At 67.8% G+C, this 15,687-nt stretch carries 10 protein-coding genes; 3 read left to right on the plus strand and 7 right to left on the minus strand.

All coding sequences use genetic code 11. The features are described 5' to 3' along the window. Window positions 1-8: 8 nt before the first annotated feature. Entirely contained in the window at window positions 9-1,229 is a 1,221-nt protein-coding gene (locus tag AC3IR9_RS17570; RefSeq protein ID WP_489292332.1) for a multifunctional CCA addition/repair protein, read from the plus strand. Between the two features lie 286 nt (window positions 1,230-1,515). On the opposite strand, the gene AC3IR9_RS17575 is transcribed toward AC3IR9_RS17570, so the two are convergent. From AC3IR9_RS17575 to AC3IR9_RS17605, 7 genes are all read right to left on the minus strand, one after another. Next, window positions 1,516-2,553 (minus strand): S41 family peptidase, encoded by a 1,038-nt coding sequence (locus AC3IR9_RS17575; RefSeq protein ID WP_489292333.1) that lies wholly within the window; start codon window positions 2,551-2,553, stop codon window positions 1,516-1,518. A gap of 105 nt (window positions 2,554-2,658) precedes the next feature. Further along, window positions 2,659-5,640: an autotransporter family protein gene (locus AC3IR9_RS17580; protein WP_489292334.1), complete on the minus strand. Its 2,982-nt coding sequence runs from the start codon at window positions 5,638-5,640 to the stop codon at window positions 2,659-2,661. Window positions 5,641-5,792: 152 nt separating this feature from the next. After that, a complete protein-coding gene (locus AC3IR9_RS17585; protein WP_489292335.1) occupies window positions 5,793-6,860 on the minus strand; it encodes an acyltransferase family protein in 1,068 nt (355 codons plus the stop codon). Then, entirely contained in the window at window positions 6,857-8,005 is a 1,149-nt protein-coding gene (gene nagA, locus AC3IR9_RS17590; protein WP_489292336.1) for an N-acetylglucosamine-6-phosphate deacetylase, read from the minus strand. Before nagA ends, AC3IR9_RS17585 begins: the two co-directional genes overlap by 4 nt. Next, a complete protein-coding gene (locus AC3IR9_RS17595; protein ID WP_489292337.1) occupies window positions 8,005-9,033 on the minus strand; it encodes an SIS domain-containing protein in 1,029 nt (342 codons plus the stop codon). Before AC3IR9_RS17595 ends, nagA begins: the two co-directional genes overlap by 1 nt. 8 nt (window positions 9,034-9,041) lie before the next feature. Next, a complete protein-coding gene (locus tag AC3IR9_RS17600; RefSeq protein WP_489292338.1) occupies window positions 9,042-10,109 on the minus strand; it encodes a LacI family DNA-binding transcriptional regulator in 1,068 nt (355 codons plus the stop codon). Between the two features lie 42 nt (window positions 10,110-10,151). After that, window positions 10,152-11,444 carry a sugar MFS transporter gene (locus tag AC3IR9_RS17605; RefSeq protein WP_489292339.1) on the minus strand — a complete coding sequence of 431 codons (1,293 nt, stop codon included), beginning with the start codon at window positions 11,442-11,444 and terminating at the stop codon, window positions 10,152-10,154. Window positions 11,445-11,812: 368 nt separating this feature from the next. On the opposite strand from AC3IR9_RS17605, the gene AC3IR9_RS17610 reads away from it, so the two are divergent. After that, window positions 11,813-12,832, plus strand: a complete 1,020-nt coding sequence (locus tag AC3IR9_RS17610) for a glucokinase family protein (protein WP_489292340.1) — start codon at window positions 11,813-11,815, stop codon at window positions 12,830-12,832. 154 nt (window positions 12,833-12,986) lie between these two features. Beyond that, on the plus strand, window positions 12,987-15,656 hold the full coding sequence (locus AC3IR9_RS17615) for a TonB-dependent receptor (RefSeq protein WP_489292342.1): 2,670 nt from the start codon (window positions 12,987-12,989) through the stop codon (window positions 15,654-15,656). Window positions 15,657-15,687 lie beyond the last annotated feature (31 nt).

The raw sequence follows: 15,687 nt of genomic DNA on the forward strand, positions 1-15,687 counted from the left end.
TGCCCGACATGAATATCTATCTGGTGGGCGGCGCCGTGCGCGACCGCTTGTTGCAGCAGCCGCCCGGCGACCGCGACTGGGTGGTGGTCGGTGCCACCCAGGCGCAGATGGAGGCGCAGGGCTACAAGGCCGTGGGCCGAGATTTCCCGGTATTCCTGCATCCGGATACGGGCGAGGAATACGCGCTGGCGCGCACCGAACGCAAATCCGGGCGCGGCTATCGTGGCTTCGTGGTCGATGCCGATCCGTCGGTAACGCTGGAAGAAGACCTGCTGCGCCGCGATTTCACCATCAACGCCATCGCCTGCGACGAAGCCACCGGCACGCTGGTGGATCCGTATGGCGGCGTGCGCGACATCCAACAGCGCGTGCTGCGCCATGTCGGCCCGGCCTTCGTCGAAGATCCGCTGCGGGTGCTGCGCGCGGCGCGCTTCATGGCCCGCTTCGCACCGTTGGGCTTTACCGTCGCTGCGGACACCATGGAGCTGATGCGCCAGATCGCCGCCAGCGGCGAGCTCGATGCACTGGTACCCGAACGGGTCTGGCAGGAACTGCGCCGCGCGCTCACCTGCGCGCAGCCCTCGGCGCTCCTGCGCACTTTGCACGACGCCGACGCACTGCGCGCGATCCTGCCCGAACTGGACGCTTTGTATGGCGTGCCGCAACGCGCCGAGTTCCATCCCGAAGTGGATACCGGGATCCACCAGGAAATGGTCAGCGACATGGCCGCGCAGCTGGCGCCGGGCGATGACCTGATCGGCTTCGCCGCGCTCACCCATGACCTCGGCAAGGGCCTGACCCCGCCGGAAGAGTGGCCGCGCCACATCATGCACGAGCAGCGCGGCGTGGCTCCGCTGCGCGCGTTGTGCGACCGCCTGAAGGTGCCGCTGGACCATCGCCAGCTGGCCGAAGCGGTGTGCCGCGACCACCTCAACGTGCACCGCATCGACGAACTGCGCGACGCCACCGTGCTGGAGCTGCTGGGCCGCTGTGACGGTTTCCGCCGACCCGAGCGGATCGCCCAGATCGCGCTGTGCTGCGAAGCCGACAAGCGCGGCCGGCTGGGGTTTGAGCACAGCGATTATCCGCAGGGCGCAACGCTCAAGCGCCTGCACCAGGCCGCGCTGGCGGTGCAGGCGCGTGACCTGGACCTGAGCCACTTGAAGGGGCCGGCGGTGGGAGAGCAGTTGGCCAAGGCGCGCACCCGGGCGATCGGCGCGGCGCGCTGATTGCGTCGCCCCGGCATGCGTTCCTGCGCACGCTGCGTGGGGGCTGCAGCTTGCGGGGTCTTCGCTTGGCTTTCGCGCGAGCGTCCGGGGCCGCTTGGCGGCTCGGCTTGCGGAACGCACAGACGCACTTCTATGTTTGTCGTGGGCCGCCAGGGTTTTCGACACGTGGGCACCGATGCCCTTGCTGAGGTAGGTCACCACCGTTGGTGGTGACGCTGTTCGCCGTGGGACGTCGCACGCAAGCGCATCGGTGCCGGGCATCATCCCTTGGAGTCTTGCCGTGCTTTCAAGGCTGTTCCGGGCTGCATGCCGGCTGCGACAGCAGCCACGCGCGCGCCGCCACGGCCGCATCCTGGCCTTCTGCCACCGTCACATCCGGCTGCAAACGGCTGCCGTCGCCGTTGCCGTTGCGGTCGGCCATCACGCTGCCGGTCAACAGCAGCATGCTGCCATCGGCCAGCCGCGGCGTGGTATTGGCGGTGGAAAAGCCGGCGCTGGGCTGGCCGAAGCTACGCGATGCCGCGCGACCGCGGAACGCCAGCACGATTGCCTCACCGGAACTTGCGGTGCGCGACCCGAACAGCACCGCCACCGGCGCGCCTGTGCGGCGCAGTTGATAGTGCGCCTGACGCGACCCCACCACCGCCCTGCCGCCCGACCAGGCCGCGCCGTCGCGATAGGCCCACGGTTGGCGTTGCCCGCCGCTGACGAACATGCCGACAGGATCGGCGCCATTGGCATCGCCCAACAACGGCCCCAGACCCAGCAGCATCGGCCACATGTTGCCACCGCTGTTGCCGCGCAGGTCGACGATCCAGCCGCAGCGGTTGCCATCGTCCTGTTCGCCGATGCGCGTCTGAAGCGCGATCGCAGCCTGCTTGATCGCGTGGTTGATCTGCTCCGGGGTTTGGGTCTGGTCGTTCAGGTAGGCGCCCACGGTGATCCAGCCCAGCTGCGGCGTCGGCCCCCTGCCGGCATTGTTCGCCGTGAGCGGCGCTGGCGCTGCCCCCATCGCGGCCTGGGTGGCCTGCGCGTGTTGGGCGCGGTTGCGCAACTGCTGCGCCGATATCCAGCGCCCGTGCCCGCCGCTGCTGCGCTGGATCGCCGCGTCGAGCAGCGCGCGCTGCTGCGCCGGGGCGGTAGCGCCGGCAAGATCGGCGCGGACCTTGGCCCAATCCACGCGGTCCCGGTACAGCGACTGCTGCTGCAGCAGGTCCAGGATCCGGGCCTGTGCCTCGGCGCTTGGCACCTCCTGTGCGGCGGCACCGCCACACACGGCCGCCAGCGCCGATGCCACCAGCCAACTGCATCCACGTGCTTTCATCGTGCTACATCCGTGTAGTGAAGAAGCTGCAGCCTAACGCCACCGGCTGCACCGCGCAGGCACGGGTTCACGCAATGCCGCGGCCATGCAGTGAATCCGGTCGTGCTACCAGTCGAACCGCATGCCGATATTGCCTTCGATCACCCGGCGTTCCTTCTGCCGGCTGCTTTCCAGATCCCGCGTGTAATCGGCCACGGCAAACGCGCTCACGTTGCTGTTGAAGCGCGCCACCACGCCAACCCCCACTTCCAGCGCGCGCGAATCCTGCTGGTTGGTGATGCGGTTGCTGTCGAAGTCGATGCGGTCCTCGCCATCCAGGGTCTGCCAGTAGTTGAGCTTGAAATACGGCTGCCAGCCATTGCCGGCGATGTCGTAGTCGGCAGCCAGGCGCAGCCCGACACGGCCGGTCCAGGCATTGTCGGCGTCGAAGCGTAGTGCCGATACCGCATCGCCGGTGTCGTCGATCGCGGTGCGCTGCCAGATGATCTGCGCCTGCGGCTCCAGCCACCATGCGGACTGGCCGATATGCCACAGCGGCTTGCCCACTTCCAGCGATGCGGTGGTGCCATCGCCGCGTATGTCGGTGCCCAGGCCGCGCGCGGAGGTTGCATCGCCGTCGTAGCGGCTCTGCATCACCACCGCGTCCAGGTAGCCACCGGCGCTGCCCACGCGGGTCCAGTACACGCCTACGTGTTTGTCATCCAAGCGGGTGCGGCCAACCGCAACATTCTCCCAGCCGATCGCAAACCCGGTCACATTGCCCTGCGCGCGGGTGCGGCCCACGAACACGCCGAACTGGTCGCGATGGGTGTCCTCGGCGTTGGCGTACAGGTCCAGACCGGCCTGGATGCCCTGGATGTCGCCGTCGAAGCCGGGCTGCGCATCGCCTTCCCAGTGCTGCTCATGGCTTTGCCCGACCAGCCGCGCCCACGCCGCGCGCACGCCGCCCTGCCCGGCCAACAGGCGTTGCTCGCCCTGGCGTTCGTGGAAGGTGCCGAGGCTGGCCAGGCTGGTTTCGCGCAGCAACGGCGGCACCACCGAATACAGGCCGGTCTCCAACCGGTACAGCGGAATGACATCGCCCTGCGCCGGGCGGGCCCCGGGGCTGGGCGGGACGGCCAGCGGCCCGGGCACGCCGGCGACGTCGTCAGGCACCGCCGGCGGGGTATCGATGGTCGGCGGCGCGACCGGGGCCGGGTCGGCCGGTTCCGGCGGCGGCGGCGGTTCGACTGCCAGTGGGTCGGGATTCTCCGGCGCGTCCGGTGACGGGGGCGGCGGCAGCGGCGGCGGCGGCGTGCCGATGACCTCCGGTGGCGGCGGCGGTGCAACCGTACCGTCGCCCGGTCCGGGTCCCGGCGCCGGGGTGACACTGGCGGTGATGGTCGAGCGCAGGTACCAGTTTTCACTGGTGCCGCCGCTGACGCCGCCCTTGAACAGGAAATACTCGTAGGCGCCGGCGGCCACCGGGTTGTACAGCGCGAACGCATTGGCGGCGGTGGTCGCACCGTTGATCGCCTGCACCACCAGGATGCCGTCGACCACGGTGGCCGCGCCCGCACCGCCCACGTTGAGGATGCCCACGCCGGTGGTGCCACTGGCGGTGCCATTGGCGATCACCAGCTTGTCCGATAGCGAGCTGTCATCGCCCAGCACCGTCTGCAGGTACAGCCCACCGCCCCTGCCGACATAGTTGCCGACGATGGTGAAGGTATCGCCCGCGCCGCCGCCATTGCTGAGGTCGATGCGCCCGGCATTGCCGACCGTGGCCAGCTGCCCGGCCGTGAAGGGTGCGATGCGTCCGTTGGCACCCCCGCCGAATACCGCACTGCTCGCATCGATGTCCAGCGTACCCGTGCCGCTGCCACTGTCGCCCAGGGTCCAGGTGCCATCGAAGGTGAGCTGGCTGTCGTCGCGCAGGTTGACCTGTTCCCAGTTCGCAAACCGCGCCACGCCATTGGTCTTGACGTTGTCCAGGCCAAGCACATCGTTGCCCAGGCCACCGTCGAACGCCGGCAGCGCCCCCAGGTGGGAGACATTGAGGCTGCTCAACTGGGCACTGTCATCGCCCTCGCCGAAATCAACCGCGCCATGCACCACGCCGCCGCCACGCCAGTCCATGCGGTCGTTGCCGAAGCTCAGGCGCACTTCCCCGCGTACGGTGCCGCCGGTGATGGTCACCGAATCGTCGCCGCCACTGACACTGATGTTGCCGCCGATGTAGCCGTCGGACAGGATGATGGTGTCGTTGCCGAACCCGGCCACCAGGTTGCCGTCGATGGTGCCGCCGGACATGTCGAAGGTGTTGTTGTCCAGCTTGAGGTTGACCCGACCGATGCGGCCGCCAGTCATTTCAGCGTAGTCGCCATCGTCGAAGGCGCCGATGATGCGGCCGCCGGTCATGCGGAAACGGTCCAGCGCATTGCCCTGCAGCAGCGCGCCAATGGTGCCGCCGGTCATCAGGAAGGTATCGATGCCCGACCCCTGCTGCACGGTGCCGGTGACGCTGCCACCACTGATCTCCAGGCTGTCCTCGCCATCGCCCTGGTCGATGCTGTCGATCACGCCATCGCCGATCACCAGTGCATCGTTGCCCGCGCCGAACAGCACCCCGCCACTGATGCTGCCACCGAGCATGTCCAGGCGGTCGTTGCCGCTGCCGAACACGATGCCACCGGTGCTGCCGCTGATCACCCCGCGATTGGTGACCGCAGTGGTGCCGGTGAGCTGCAGCGCGCGCCCCGCACTGGCCAGGATGCTGCCCTCGTTGACCACCGCGTGGCCGCCACCATTCTGCAGGGTGAGGGCATTGCCGCTGGCCACGCTGAGCTGGGCGCCGGTGAGGACGTTGACGGTGATGTTGGATGCACCGGCGGCGCTGGTGATGGCCACCGGGTCCGGGTTGGGGGCGGCGGCGGTACAGGTGACCGTCTGTCCGTTGCCCGGTGCCGGTAGATCGCAGCCGGCCCAGGCCGGCGCGATCGCAGTCACCAGGGCGGTGCCCAAGGCGCCTTTGCAGCCGACGCGGATCCACAGGGCGATGTGATCGGCCAGCAGCGATCGTGCCGGCGAAAGAGTCGTGAGGCGCATACACCATTCCTGTGAGACCAAGAGGGGGTACGGCAACGACCCCGTGCTTGGACGCAGGCCGGCGTCGGTACTCTCACTGTCCTCCTGTGACGGACGGGTCAAAGCGAGACGTCGATCATGTGCTATCCGGCGTCGGGACCGCGCCCGTCGGGCTAGATCTTCAAGTAGATGTGACGTCTGTCCAACAGCCAGGCCACGCCCCACCACAGCGCGACATACGCCGCCGCACACAACAACGAGGCCAGCTTGGCGGCCTCGGGCATGGCCGCCATCATCTGCTGGAACAGCCAGTGCCACGCGCCGCTGGCCATCAACAGCAAGGCCAAGGCCGACGATCCCAGGTAGGCGGCGATGGCGTTCACGCCAAAGCGGCGCCCGAGGGCCGGCATCGCCCAACGATCCACCATCCAATGGGCCAGCAGCAACGCAGCCACCGACATGCCCCCGGCCCACAGGACGAAACTGGGGGTCCACAGCTGCTTGTTGAAGGGCAACCACAGCGCACCCAGCGCACCGGCCAGCAGGCAGGCCACGGCCAGGCCGGCGAGCGCACGCAAGCGACCCGCCCGCAGCCAGCCGCCCGCGATCAGCCCCAACAAGGTGGTGGCGATGGCCCCAAGGCTGCTGAGCAGGCCCTCGGGATCATGCCCGAGCCCGGTCAGCGGATCGATCTTGTACAGCAGCGGGGCGAACAGTGCGGTATCCAGCCGGCTGGCCGGATTGAGCCAGGGTTGCAGCGTGTCGGCGGTGAGCAGGATCGCCGCATAGCCGCCGAGCAGTACCAGCAGGATCCCTCCCTGGGTGCGGGCCCGCGCATGGATCGCCACCAGGCCGACCACCGCCACGCACAGCGCGATCCGCTGCAGCACGCCCCAGAGCCGGTAGGCCGGCAGGTCCAGCAACCACCACGCCAGCAGGTGCAACGCCGCACCGGCCAACAGGATGCGCAGCGCGCGCTGCAGCAGGTTCCTGCCCAGCGCCGGACGCAACGTGGCATCGCTGGCGCGCGGGGCCAGGCTGAAGGCCATCGAGACCCCGGCGATGAACAGGAACAGCGGGAAGATCAGGTCGGTCGGGGTGAAGCCGTGCCAGTCCGCGTGCAGCAGCGGTGCGTACACATGCCCCCAGTCGCCGGGATTGTTGACCAGCAGCATCGCCGCCACGGTGAGCCCGCGCAGCGCATCGATCGATCCCATCCGCGACGATGCGGACGTGCTCATGCGTCCTCGCGCTGGCCGGCGATCCAGGTCGATTGCACCTGCAATGCATCATCGAGCAGCACCAGGTCGGCCTGGTAGCCTTCGGCGATCTCGCCCAGCCGATCATCCACGTTGAGGAACTGCGCCGGATAGCGCGAGGCCATGCGCGCCGCTTCGGCAAGCGGCAGGCCGAGCAGCTGCACGCTGTTGCGCACCGCGGTGGCCATGTCCAGCGCCGAGCCGGCCAGCGACCCGGCGGCGTTGCGTACCACCCCGTCAACGGCGGTGATCACTTCGCCATACAGCATGTAGCTGGGGTCATCGGCCCCCACCGGCGGCATCGCGTCGGTGACCAGCATGACCTTGCCACGTGGCTTGGCCGCCAGCGCCACGCGCAGGCTGGCCGGGTGCACGTGCACGCCGTCGGCGATGATGCCTACCCAGCTGTCGCGGTCTTCCAGTGCCGCGCCCACGGCCCCCGGCTCGCGGCCGGTCAGCGGCGACATCGCGTTGTACAGATGGGTGAAGCCGCGGATGCCCGCCTCCAGCCCGGCACGTGCCTGTTCATAGCTGGCCGCGGTATGCCCGGCCGCGACGATGACGCCACGTTCCACCAGCGCACGGATGCTCTCCAGCGGTACCCGCTCCGGCGCCAGGGTCAGCAGGGTCACGCCGTTGTCGAGCGAGGCGGCCAGTGCGATCTCCGCAGCGTCGGGCACGCGGAATTTGTTGGCATCGTGGGTGCCCTTGCGCGCGGGCGCGATGTAGGGGCCTTCCAGATGGATACCCAGCACGCCGGGCACGCCTTGTTCGATCGCCGCACGGGTGGCCGCGATCGCGCGGCGCATCACCTCCACGTCGTCGCTGATCAGCGTGGGCAGCAGCGCGGTGGTGCCGAAGCGGCGGTGCGCGGCGGCCAACGTGCGCAGGCTTTCCACGTCGGGCGTGTTGTTGAACAGCACGCCGCCACCGCCGTTGACCTGCGCATCGATGAAGCCCGGCAGCAACCAGCCGCCACCGAGGTCGACCTGTTCGTCGGCCGCCCCCAGCTGCGGCGCCGCGTCGGCGACCAGTGCGGTGATCCGGCCCGCTTCGATGACCACGGCCAGGTCATCGCGGAACGTATCGCCGGCCAGGATGCGGGCATTGCGCAGAACGGTTTTCATCAGACGGTTTCCGTCACCTTGTTCAGATGCGGCGGCAGGTCCGGGTTGTGCCCGCGACGCAATGCCAGCGCATTGATCGCGCGGTAGAACGCCTGCACCGCCAGCAGCGGCGCGCAGGCCGGGTGCGGCGCGGCCGGCAACGGCAGGTCGCCGTCGACATCGGCCAGCCACACCTGCGCGTCGCGCGCCGCAAATTCCTGCAGCACCGCACGCGTGCCGGCGCCGGTTTCATCGGGCTGGGCAAAGGCCAGCACCGGGAAGCCCGGGCCCACCAGCGCCATCGGGCCATGCTTCACTTCGGCCGAGCTGTAGGCTTCGGCATGCAGGCCGCAGGTTTCCTTGAACTTGAGCGCTGCTTCCTGCGCCGCGCCCAGGCCCAGCCCACGGCCGAGCACGAACAGGTTGTGCGCCGGCACCAGGCCGTCGGTCAGGGCTGACCAGTCGCTGTTCCAGGCCTGCCGCAGCGCATCGGGCAGGGTGCGCAGCGAGGCGATCAGCGCCGCATCCTGGCTCCAGTACGCCACCAGCTGCAGGATCGCCGACAGCGAGGCCAGGTAGCTTTTGGTCGCCGCCACGCTGCGCTCGGCGCCGGCACCCAGCGGGATGACCGTCTCGGCCAGCTGTGCCAGCGGCGAGTCTTCCACGTTGACCAGCGCCACCACGCGCGCGCCCGCCGCACGCGCCGCTTCGGCATTGCGCAGCAGGTCCGGGCTCTTGCCCGACTGCGAAATGACGATGTACAGCGCGCCGCGCAGCTTCAGCGGCGCTTCGTACACCGAGCCGACCGACGGCGAGGCCGACGCGGTGACCAGGCCCAGCCGGGTTTCCAGCAGGTACTTGGCATAGGTGGCGGCATGGTCCGAGCTGCCGCGCGCGCAGGTCACCACGAACGGCGGCGGTGCCGCACGCAGGCTGGCGGCCAGGGTTTCCACGGCGACCTGGTTGCGCGTGAACTGCGCGGCGATCACGTCGGCGGCTTCCGCAGCTTCGCGGTACATCAGGGTGTCGTGGGGAGCAGGCAGGGACATGCGAGGACTCAAGTGGTTTCAGGAGAAGGAGGTCGAGCGGTCTGCGGGCGCATCGGTGCGGTCGAGCCGCGGACAACCAGTTGCGGCACGAAGCCCTGGTTCTGCAGCTGCAGCGGCGCATCATCGTAGGCGTCGCTGCGCAGCTGCGCGATCAACAGGCGCGCGGCGTGCCGGGCGATGTCCTCGGTGGCCTGCTTGGCGGTGGTCAGCGGTGGCCACGACTGGCGCGAGAACGGGCTGTCCTCGAAGCCGGCGATGGACAGGTCGTACGGCACGTTCATGCCGGCCGATTTGGCCGCTGCCAGCACGCCGGCGGCGATCTCATCGTTGGAGCCGAAGATCGCGGTGGGCGGTTCGCGCAGCGCCAGCAGCCGGCGCGCACCGCGGAAGCCATCGTCGAAGGTGTAGTCGCCCTGCACCACCAGGTGCTTGTCGATGCTCATGCCGTAGTCGCGCAGCGCCGCTTCATAGCCGGCGTAGCGCTCGCCGCTGGAGCGGTGCGAGCTGCCGCCCCAGAGGAAGCCGATGCGCTGGTGGCCCAGCTGGATCAGGTGCTCGGTGATTTCATAGGCGGCCTCGCGGTCATCGACGAACACGCAGGCGCCGTCTTCCGGGTCGGCGGTGGCGGCGATGATCCGCACCAGCTTGATCCCACGCGCGGTCAAGGCGGCGACCAGGTCGCGGCGCTCGGACATCGGTGCGGTCAGCACCAGCCCGGCCAGGCGCGAACGCTGCACCCAATCGGCCAGTTCCTCGGCCAGCATCGGGCTGCTGGAATCGCAGGGATGGATCTGCAGCCCGAACCCGGTCTCGCGGCAGGCGGCCAACACGCCGTTCTGCACGCCGATGATGTGGTACGGGTTGGGGTTGTCGTAGACCAGCCCGACCACCAGCGTGGTGCCGGTGCGCAGGTTGCGCGCAGCCGGATCGGGCTCGTAGTCCAGCTCGGCGATCGCGCGCAGCACCCGCGCGCGGGTCGCCTGCATGACCGACGGCTCATTGTTGATGACGCGCGACACGGTCTTCAGCGAAACCTTGGCCCGTTCGGCCACGTCCTTGATGGTCGCTCTGCGCATGCTCTTGTCCTGGCTCACCGGTTGAGCGTCCATGATCGCCGATCACTGCCCGTCGCGGGGCAGGCCGAGCCGGTGGCCACGGATCGAGTAGAACAGGATGTACAGGTAGCAGGGCACCATCAGCCCGGCGAACACCAGCTGGAAGTCGAAGTGCTGCTTGAGCACCGCAAACGCCTGCGGAATGATCGCGCCACCGGCAATGGCCATGACCAGCAGCGCCGAACCGGTTTCGGTGAAACGGCCCAGCCCGCGGATCGCCAGGGGGAAGATCGCCGGCCACATCATCGCGTTGGCAAAGCCCAGCGCGGCCACGAAGCCCACCGACACATAGCCATGGGTGAGCAGCGCGCCGATGCAGAACACCACCCCCAGCAGCGCCGAAATGCTCAGGTAGCGCGACTGCGAGACCAGGTGCGGGATCAGGGCCAGGCCGACCAGGTAGCCCAGCAACATCGCGCCCAGGGTGATCGAGGTGAACATCTTGGTCTGGTCCAGCGGCAGGTCGAAACCATGCCCGTAGGTACCGATCGCATCCCCGGCCATCACCTCCACGCCGACGTACACAAACAGGCACAGCACGCCCAGCCACAGGTGCGGGAACTGGAAGATGCTGGTGCGCTCGGCGCTGCCGGCCGCGCGCGGCGGGGTGGCATTGGCCTCGGCGGCCTTGATCTCCGGCAACGGCGAGAACAGCACGCCGATGGCCAGCACCACCAGCAAGCCAGCCATGGCCATGTAGGGCATCTGGATCTTGTTGGCGAAGGTATCCAGCAGCGCGTTGCGGGTGACCGGATCGGCCGCGGCGACCTGCTCGGAGAGGTCGCCGATGCCATGCAGCACCAGCGTACCGATCAGCACCGGGGCCAGCATGCCGGCGATCTTGTTGCAGATGCCCATCAGCGCGATGCGCCGCGCGGCGGTCTCGATCGGGCCGAGGATGCTGATGTACGGGTTGACCGCGGTCTGCAGCAGGGCCAGCCCGCTGCCGATGATGAACAGGCCACTGAGCGCGCCCGGGTACCAGCGCTGCTGGGCGAAGTGCGCGAACACCACCGCACCGGCGGCCATCACCAGCAGGCTCAGGCTCAAGCCCTTCTTCATGCCGGTGCGCTTGAGGATCCACGAGGCCGGCAGGGCCAGGAAGAAGTAGGACAGGTAGAACACCATCAGCACCAGGAAGGCGCCCACCTCGTCCAGCTCGAAGGCCAGTTTGACGAAGGTGATCAGCGGACCGTTGAGCCAGGTGAAGAAGCCGATCAGGAAGAACAGCACGCCGATGATGAAGATCGAGGTGAGCACGCTCGAACGCGCGGAAGCAGCAGGCACGGCAGACATCAAGAGAGCTCCTGCATCGACGGCGCGCGATGCGGCGTCGGAAGAGTGGCTGGGAACAACGTTGTCACATTTATTCGTCGCCGCGCCCGGTTTTGTCAACAACCGGTTTGGCAACGCGGCTTGGAAAACCCCATGCTGCAGTTGCGCAAAAATCCCGCCATGCCACGGCAGGTGGTCATCGAGTCATGTTTTTCAGGGACTTTGCGAAAACATGACGGCAGTACTGTGAAAGCGTTTCCACACCCAGTCGCCCGCTGCAGCGCAACATCGAAAGTCGACGGTTATCGTTGACATCGTTGTCAGAACGATTACAGACTCCGCCTCAATCGCCGGGTCTGGACCTGGCCGCGCCTACCAAGGGAGTCCGTGTGACCGCAGCTGCCCACTCTGTACCGGCCCATGTCCTGCCCACTGCGGTGCCGCCGTTCCTGGCCGCCGACGTGGGTGGCACGCATGTCAGGGTGGGCCGGGTGCAGGCCAGCGCCGACCCGGCCCATCCGGTGCAGCTGCTGGAGTACCGCAAGTTCCGCAACGCGGACTACAGCGGGCTGAGTGCGATCCTGGCCGAGTTCCTGGCCGACGGCGCCCGCCCGGCACACTGCGTGGTCGCCACCGCCGGCTATGCCCGCGACGACGGCACGGTGATCACCGCCAACCTGCCGTGGCCGCTGTCGGCCCGCCAGATCGAGCGCGACGTGGGCCTGGACCAGGTCTACATCGTCAATGATTTTGAAGCGGTGGCCTACGCCGCCGCCCAGGTCGATGCCAGCGGCGTGCTGCAGCTGACCGGCCCGGCCACCGCCCCGCGCGGCCCGACCCTGGTAGTCGGCCCCGGCACCGGGCTGGGCGCGGCGGTGTGGATCCCGACCGCGCACGGCGCGGTGGTCCTGGCCACCGAGGCCGGCCAGCCGACCCTGGCCACCACCACCGAACTGGAAATGGCGATCGTGCGGCAGATGCAGCGCGAACACGCGCACGTATCGGTGGAGCACGCCCTGTCCGGCCCCGGGCTGATGAATCTGTACCGCGCGCTGTGCGCGCTGAACCAGCAACCCGCCACGCTGGCCACCCCCGACGCGATCACCGCCGCTGCCATGGCCAACCAGGACGGACTGGCCCGGCAAAGCCTGGAGGTGTTCTGCGGCCTGCTGGGCAGCACCATCGGCGACATGGCCCTGCAGTACGGCGTCACCGGCGGGGTCTACCTGGCCGGCGGCATCCTGCCGCAGATCCGCGAGTTCCTGTTGAACAGCACCTTCGTCGAGCGGTACCTCAACAAGGGGCCGATGCGCGAGGCGCTGGAACGCATTCCCGTGAAGGTGGTCGAGCACGGGCAGCTGGGCGTCATTGGCGCCGCCAGCTGGTACCTCGGCCGCTCGGACACCTGATCTGCCGCCGCGCCAACATCGGCGCGACGGACACCGCACCACGCAGTACGTAGCACCCAGGCGCACCCGGGCAACGGGCGCGCGGCACAGTCGTACCAGACGCAAGAAAACAGACGCCGCAGCCGGCGACCACCGAGTGATGAGGAGAGACATCATGAACACCCGCAAGACCCTGCTTTCTGCAGCGATCGTCAGCTGCCTCGCCTTCGGCGCCCACGCGCAGCAGGCCCCCGTCGCCGCTACCGCCACCGACCTGGACACCGTGCAGGTCACCGGTATCCGCGGTTCGATGGAAAAGTCACTGGACACCAAGCGCGAATCCAACGCGCGCATCGAAGTGGTCACCGCCGAAGACGTTGGCAAGCTGCCGGCCCACAACGTGGCCGACACCCTGCAGCGCCTGCCCGGCGTGAACATCAGCTCCTCCAGCTCCGACGAAGGCGGCTTCGACGAAGCCGACCGCGTCAGTCTGCGCGGCACCAGCCCGAGCCTGACCCAGACCCTGATCAACGGCCATAGCGTGGCCTCGGCCGACTGGTTCGTACTCAGCCAGGGCAACAACGTCGGCCGCAGCGTCAGCTACTCGCTGCTGCCGTCCGAGCTGGTCAGCTCGGTGGAAGTGAACAAGTCCTCGCAGGCCAAGCTGCAGGACGGCGGCACCACCGGTACCGTCAACATCATCACCCGTCGCCCGCTGGAGTTCGCCAAGCAGTTCACCGCTGAAGCCTCGGTCGGCGCGGTGCGTTCGGACCAGGCCAAGTCGACCGATCCGCAGCTGTCGGCACTGTTCAATTACAAGAACGACGAAGGCACCTTCGGCGTGATGGTGCAGGCCTTCAGCCAGAAGCGCGAGCTGCGCCGCGAAGCGCAGGAAATCCCGGGCGGCTTCTTCGAGATTGCCGCCACCGATCCGGTCGGCATCAGCAATCCGGACCTGGTCGGGGTCAAGGTTCCCGGCCTTCTCGGCTCCACCCTGTTCGAGCAGACCCGCGAGCGCAAGGGCGGACTGGTCTCGCTGCAGTTCAAGCCCAGCGACACCCTGACCCTGGGCCTGGAAGGCTTCAGCTCCAAGCTGGAAGCCAACAACTACAACCGTAACTTCATGATGTTCGGCGCCGGCTTCGGCCGTTCGCAGGCGCCGGACCCGGGCTACACGGTCAAGGATGGCGTGCTCACCAACGCCACCTATACCGGCAAGACCGGCACCAATTACGGCGTGTACGACATGATCTACCGTGAAGCCACGGCCAAGACCAACTACGTCACCTTCGACGCCGATTGGCAGATCACCGACAATCTCAACGCCAAGTTCCAGGCCGGCAACACCAAGGGCACCGGCGAAACCCCGCGCCAGTACATCGCCGAAGTCACCCTCGGCGGCGGCGGCGGCGCCAGCTGGGCCACGCACGGCAATGGCTCGCCGGTGGATTGGAACATCGGCGGCGACCTCAGCCCGAACGGCGTCACCACCTTCGGCACCTGGGGCAACCAGCAGGTCACCGCCGAAGACAAGGAGAAGTGGGCCAGCCTGGACTTCAGCCAGTACTTCAGCAACGGCGGCGTGCTGAACTCGATCGACTTCGGTGCACGCTTCGCCGACCACACGCGCGAAGCGCTGTCGCCGGAAGGCGCGACCCCGGGCAACATCTGGGCCGCGCTGCAGGGGTCGGCCACCGGCAACTATCCGAACGGCTTTGCCGGCGACATCGGCGGCAACTTCCCGCGCAACATCTGGTACTACACCCCCGGTGCGCTGAAGAACGCGGTGACCAACAACTCCACCTGGCTGGCCGGCGATGACGGTCCCAACGGTCGCCACAACTATGGCGCCGAATGGAAGGTAGCCGAGAAGAACTTCGGCGCCTACGTGCAGGCCAACTTCAGCGGCGACCGCTGGAGCGGCAACGCCGGCCTGCGCTACGTCAACATCAAGCAGGACATCGATACCTACGCCACGGCAACCGGCTCGATCGTGCCGGATGTGAGCAGCCTGTTCGGTGCCTGGACGCGTGAAGCCTTCGAGAACAAGCACAACCGCGTCCTGCCGAGCGCGAACCTGAAGTTCGACCTGGCCGAAGACCTGGTGCTGCGCTTCGCCGCCTCCCAGACCCAGACCCTGCCGGACTTCTCGGCGCTGGGCACCTCCTCGTGGGGCTCGGACCTGAACAAGCTCGGCGGCGGCGGCAATCCGAACCTCAAGCCGGTGCTGTCGACCAACTTCGATGCCAACCTGGAGTGGTACTTCATGCCGCGCGGCCTGGTGTCGCTGGGCGTGTACACGATGAACCTGAAGGACTACGTGGCCTTCAGCACTGAAACGCAGATGCTGTTCAGCGAACTCACCCACCAGCTGGAAGCCTACGAGATCTCCAAGCCGAAGAACGCCGACGGCAAGGTGCGTGGCCTGGAAGTGGCCTACGAGCAGCCGATCGGTGAGTACTTCGGCGTCAACGCCAACTACACCTACGCCGACGGCAGCACCTCGCACACCTGGGACGACGGCAGCAACAACCTGCTGGGCACCTCGAAGAACACCTACAACGTCGGTGCCTACTTCGAGAACGAAACCTTCGGTGCACGCGTCGGCTACACCTACCGCTCCTCGTTCCTGATCGGCCTGTCCGGTGCCAACCCGTACTACCAGGATGATTTCGGCACGCTGTCGGCGTCGTTGAGCTACAAGGCCACCGATTGGCTGAGCGTCAGCTTCGATGCGCTCAACCTCAACAACCCGACCTACAAGTACTATCAGAGCGCGGCGGTGCCGACCTCGTTCTACAGCAACGGTCGCCAGTACTACCTGAACTTCCGCTTCAAGTACTGATCCACACCGCACCACGCTGATCGCCTGACCA

The sequence above is a fragment of the Stenotrophomonas sp. GL_101 genome, from assembly GCF_057835675.1.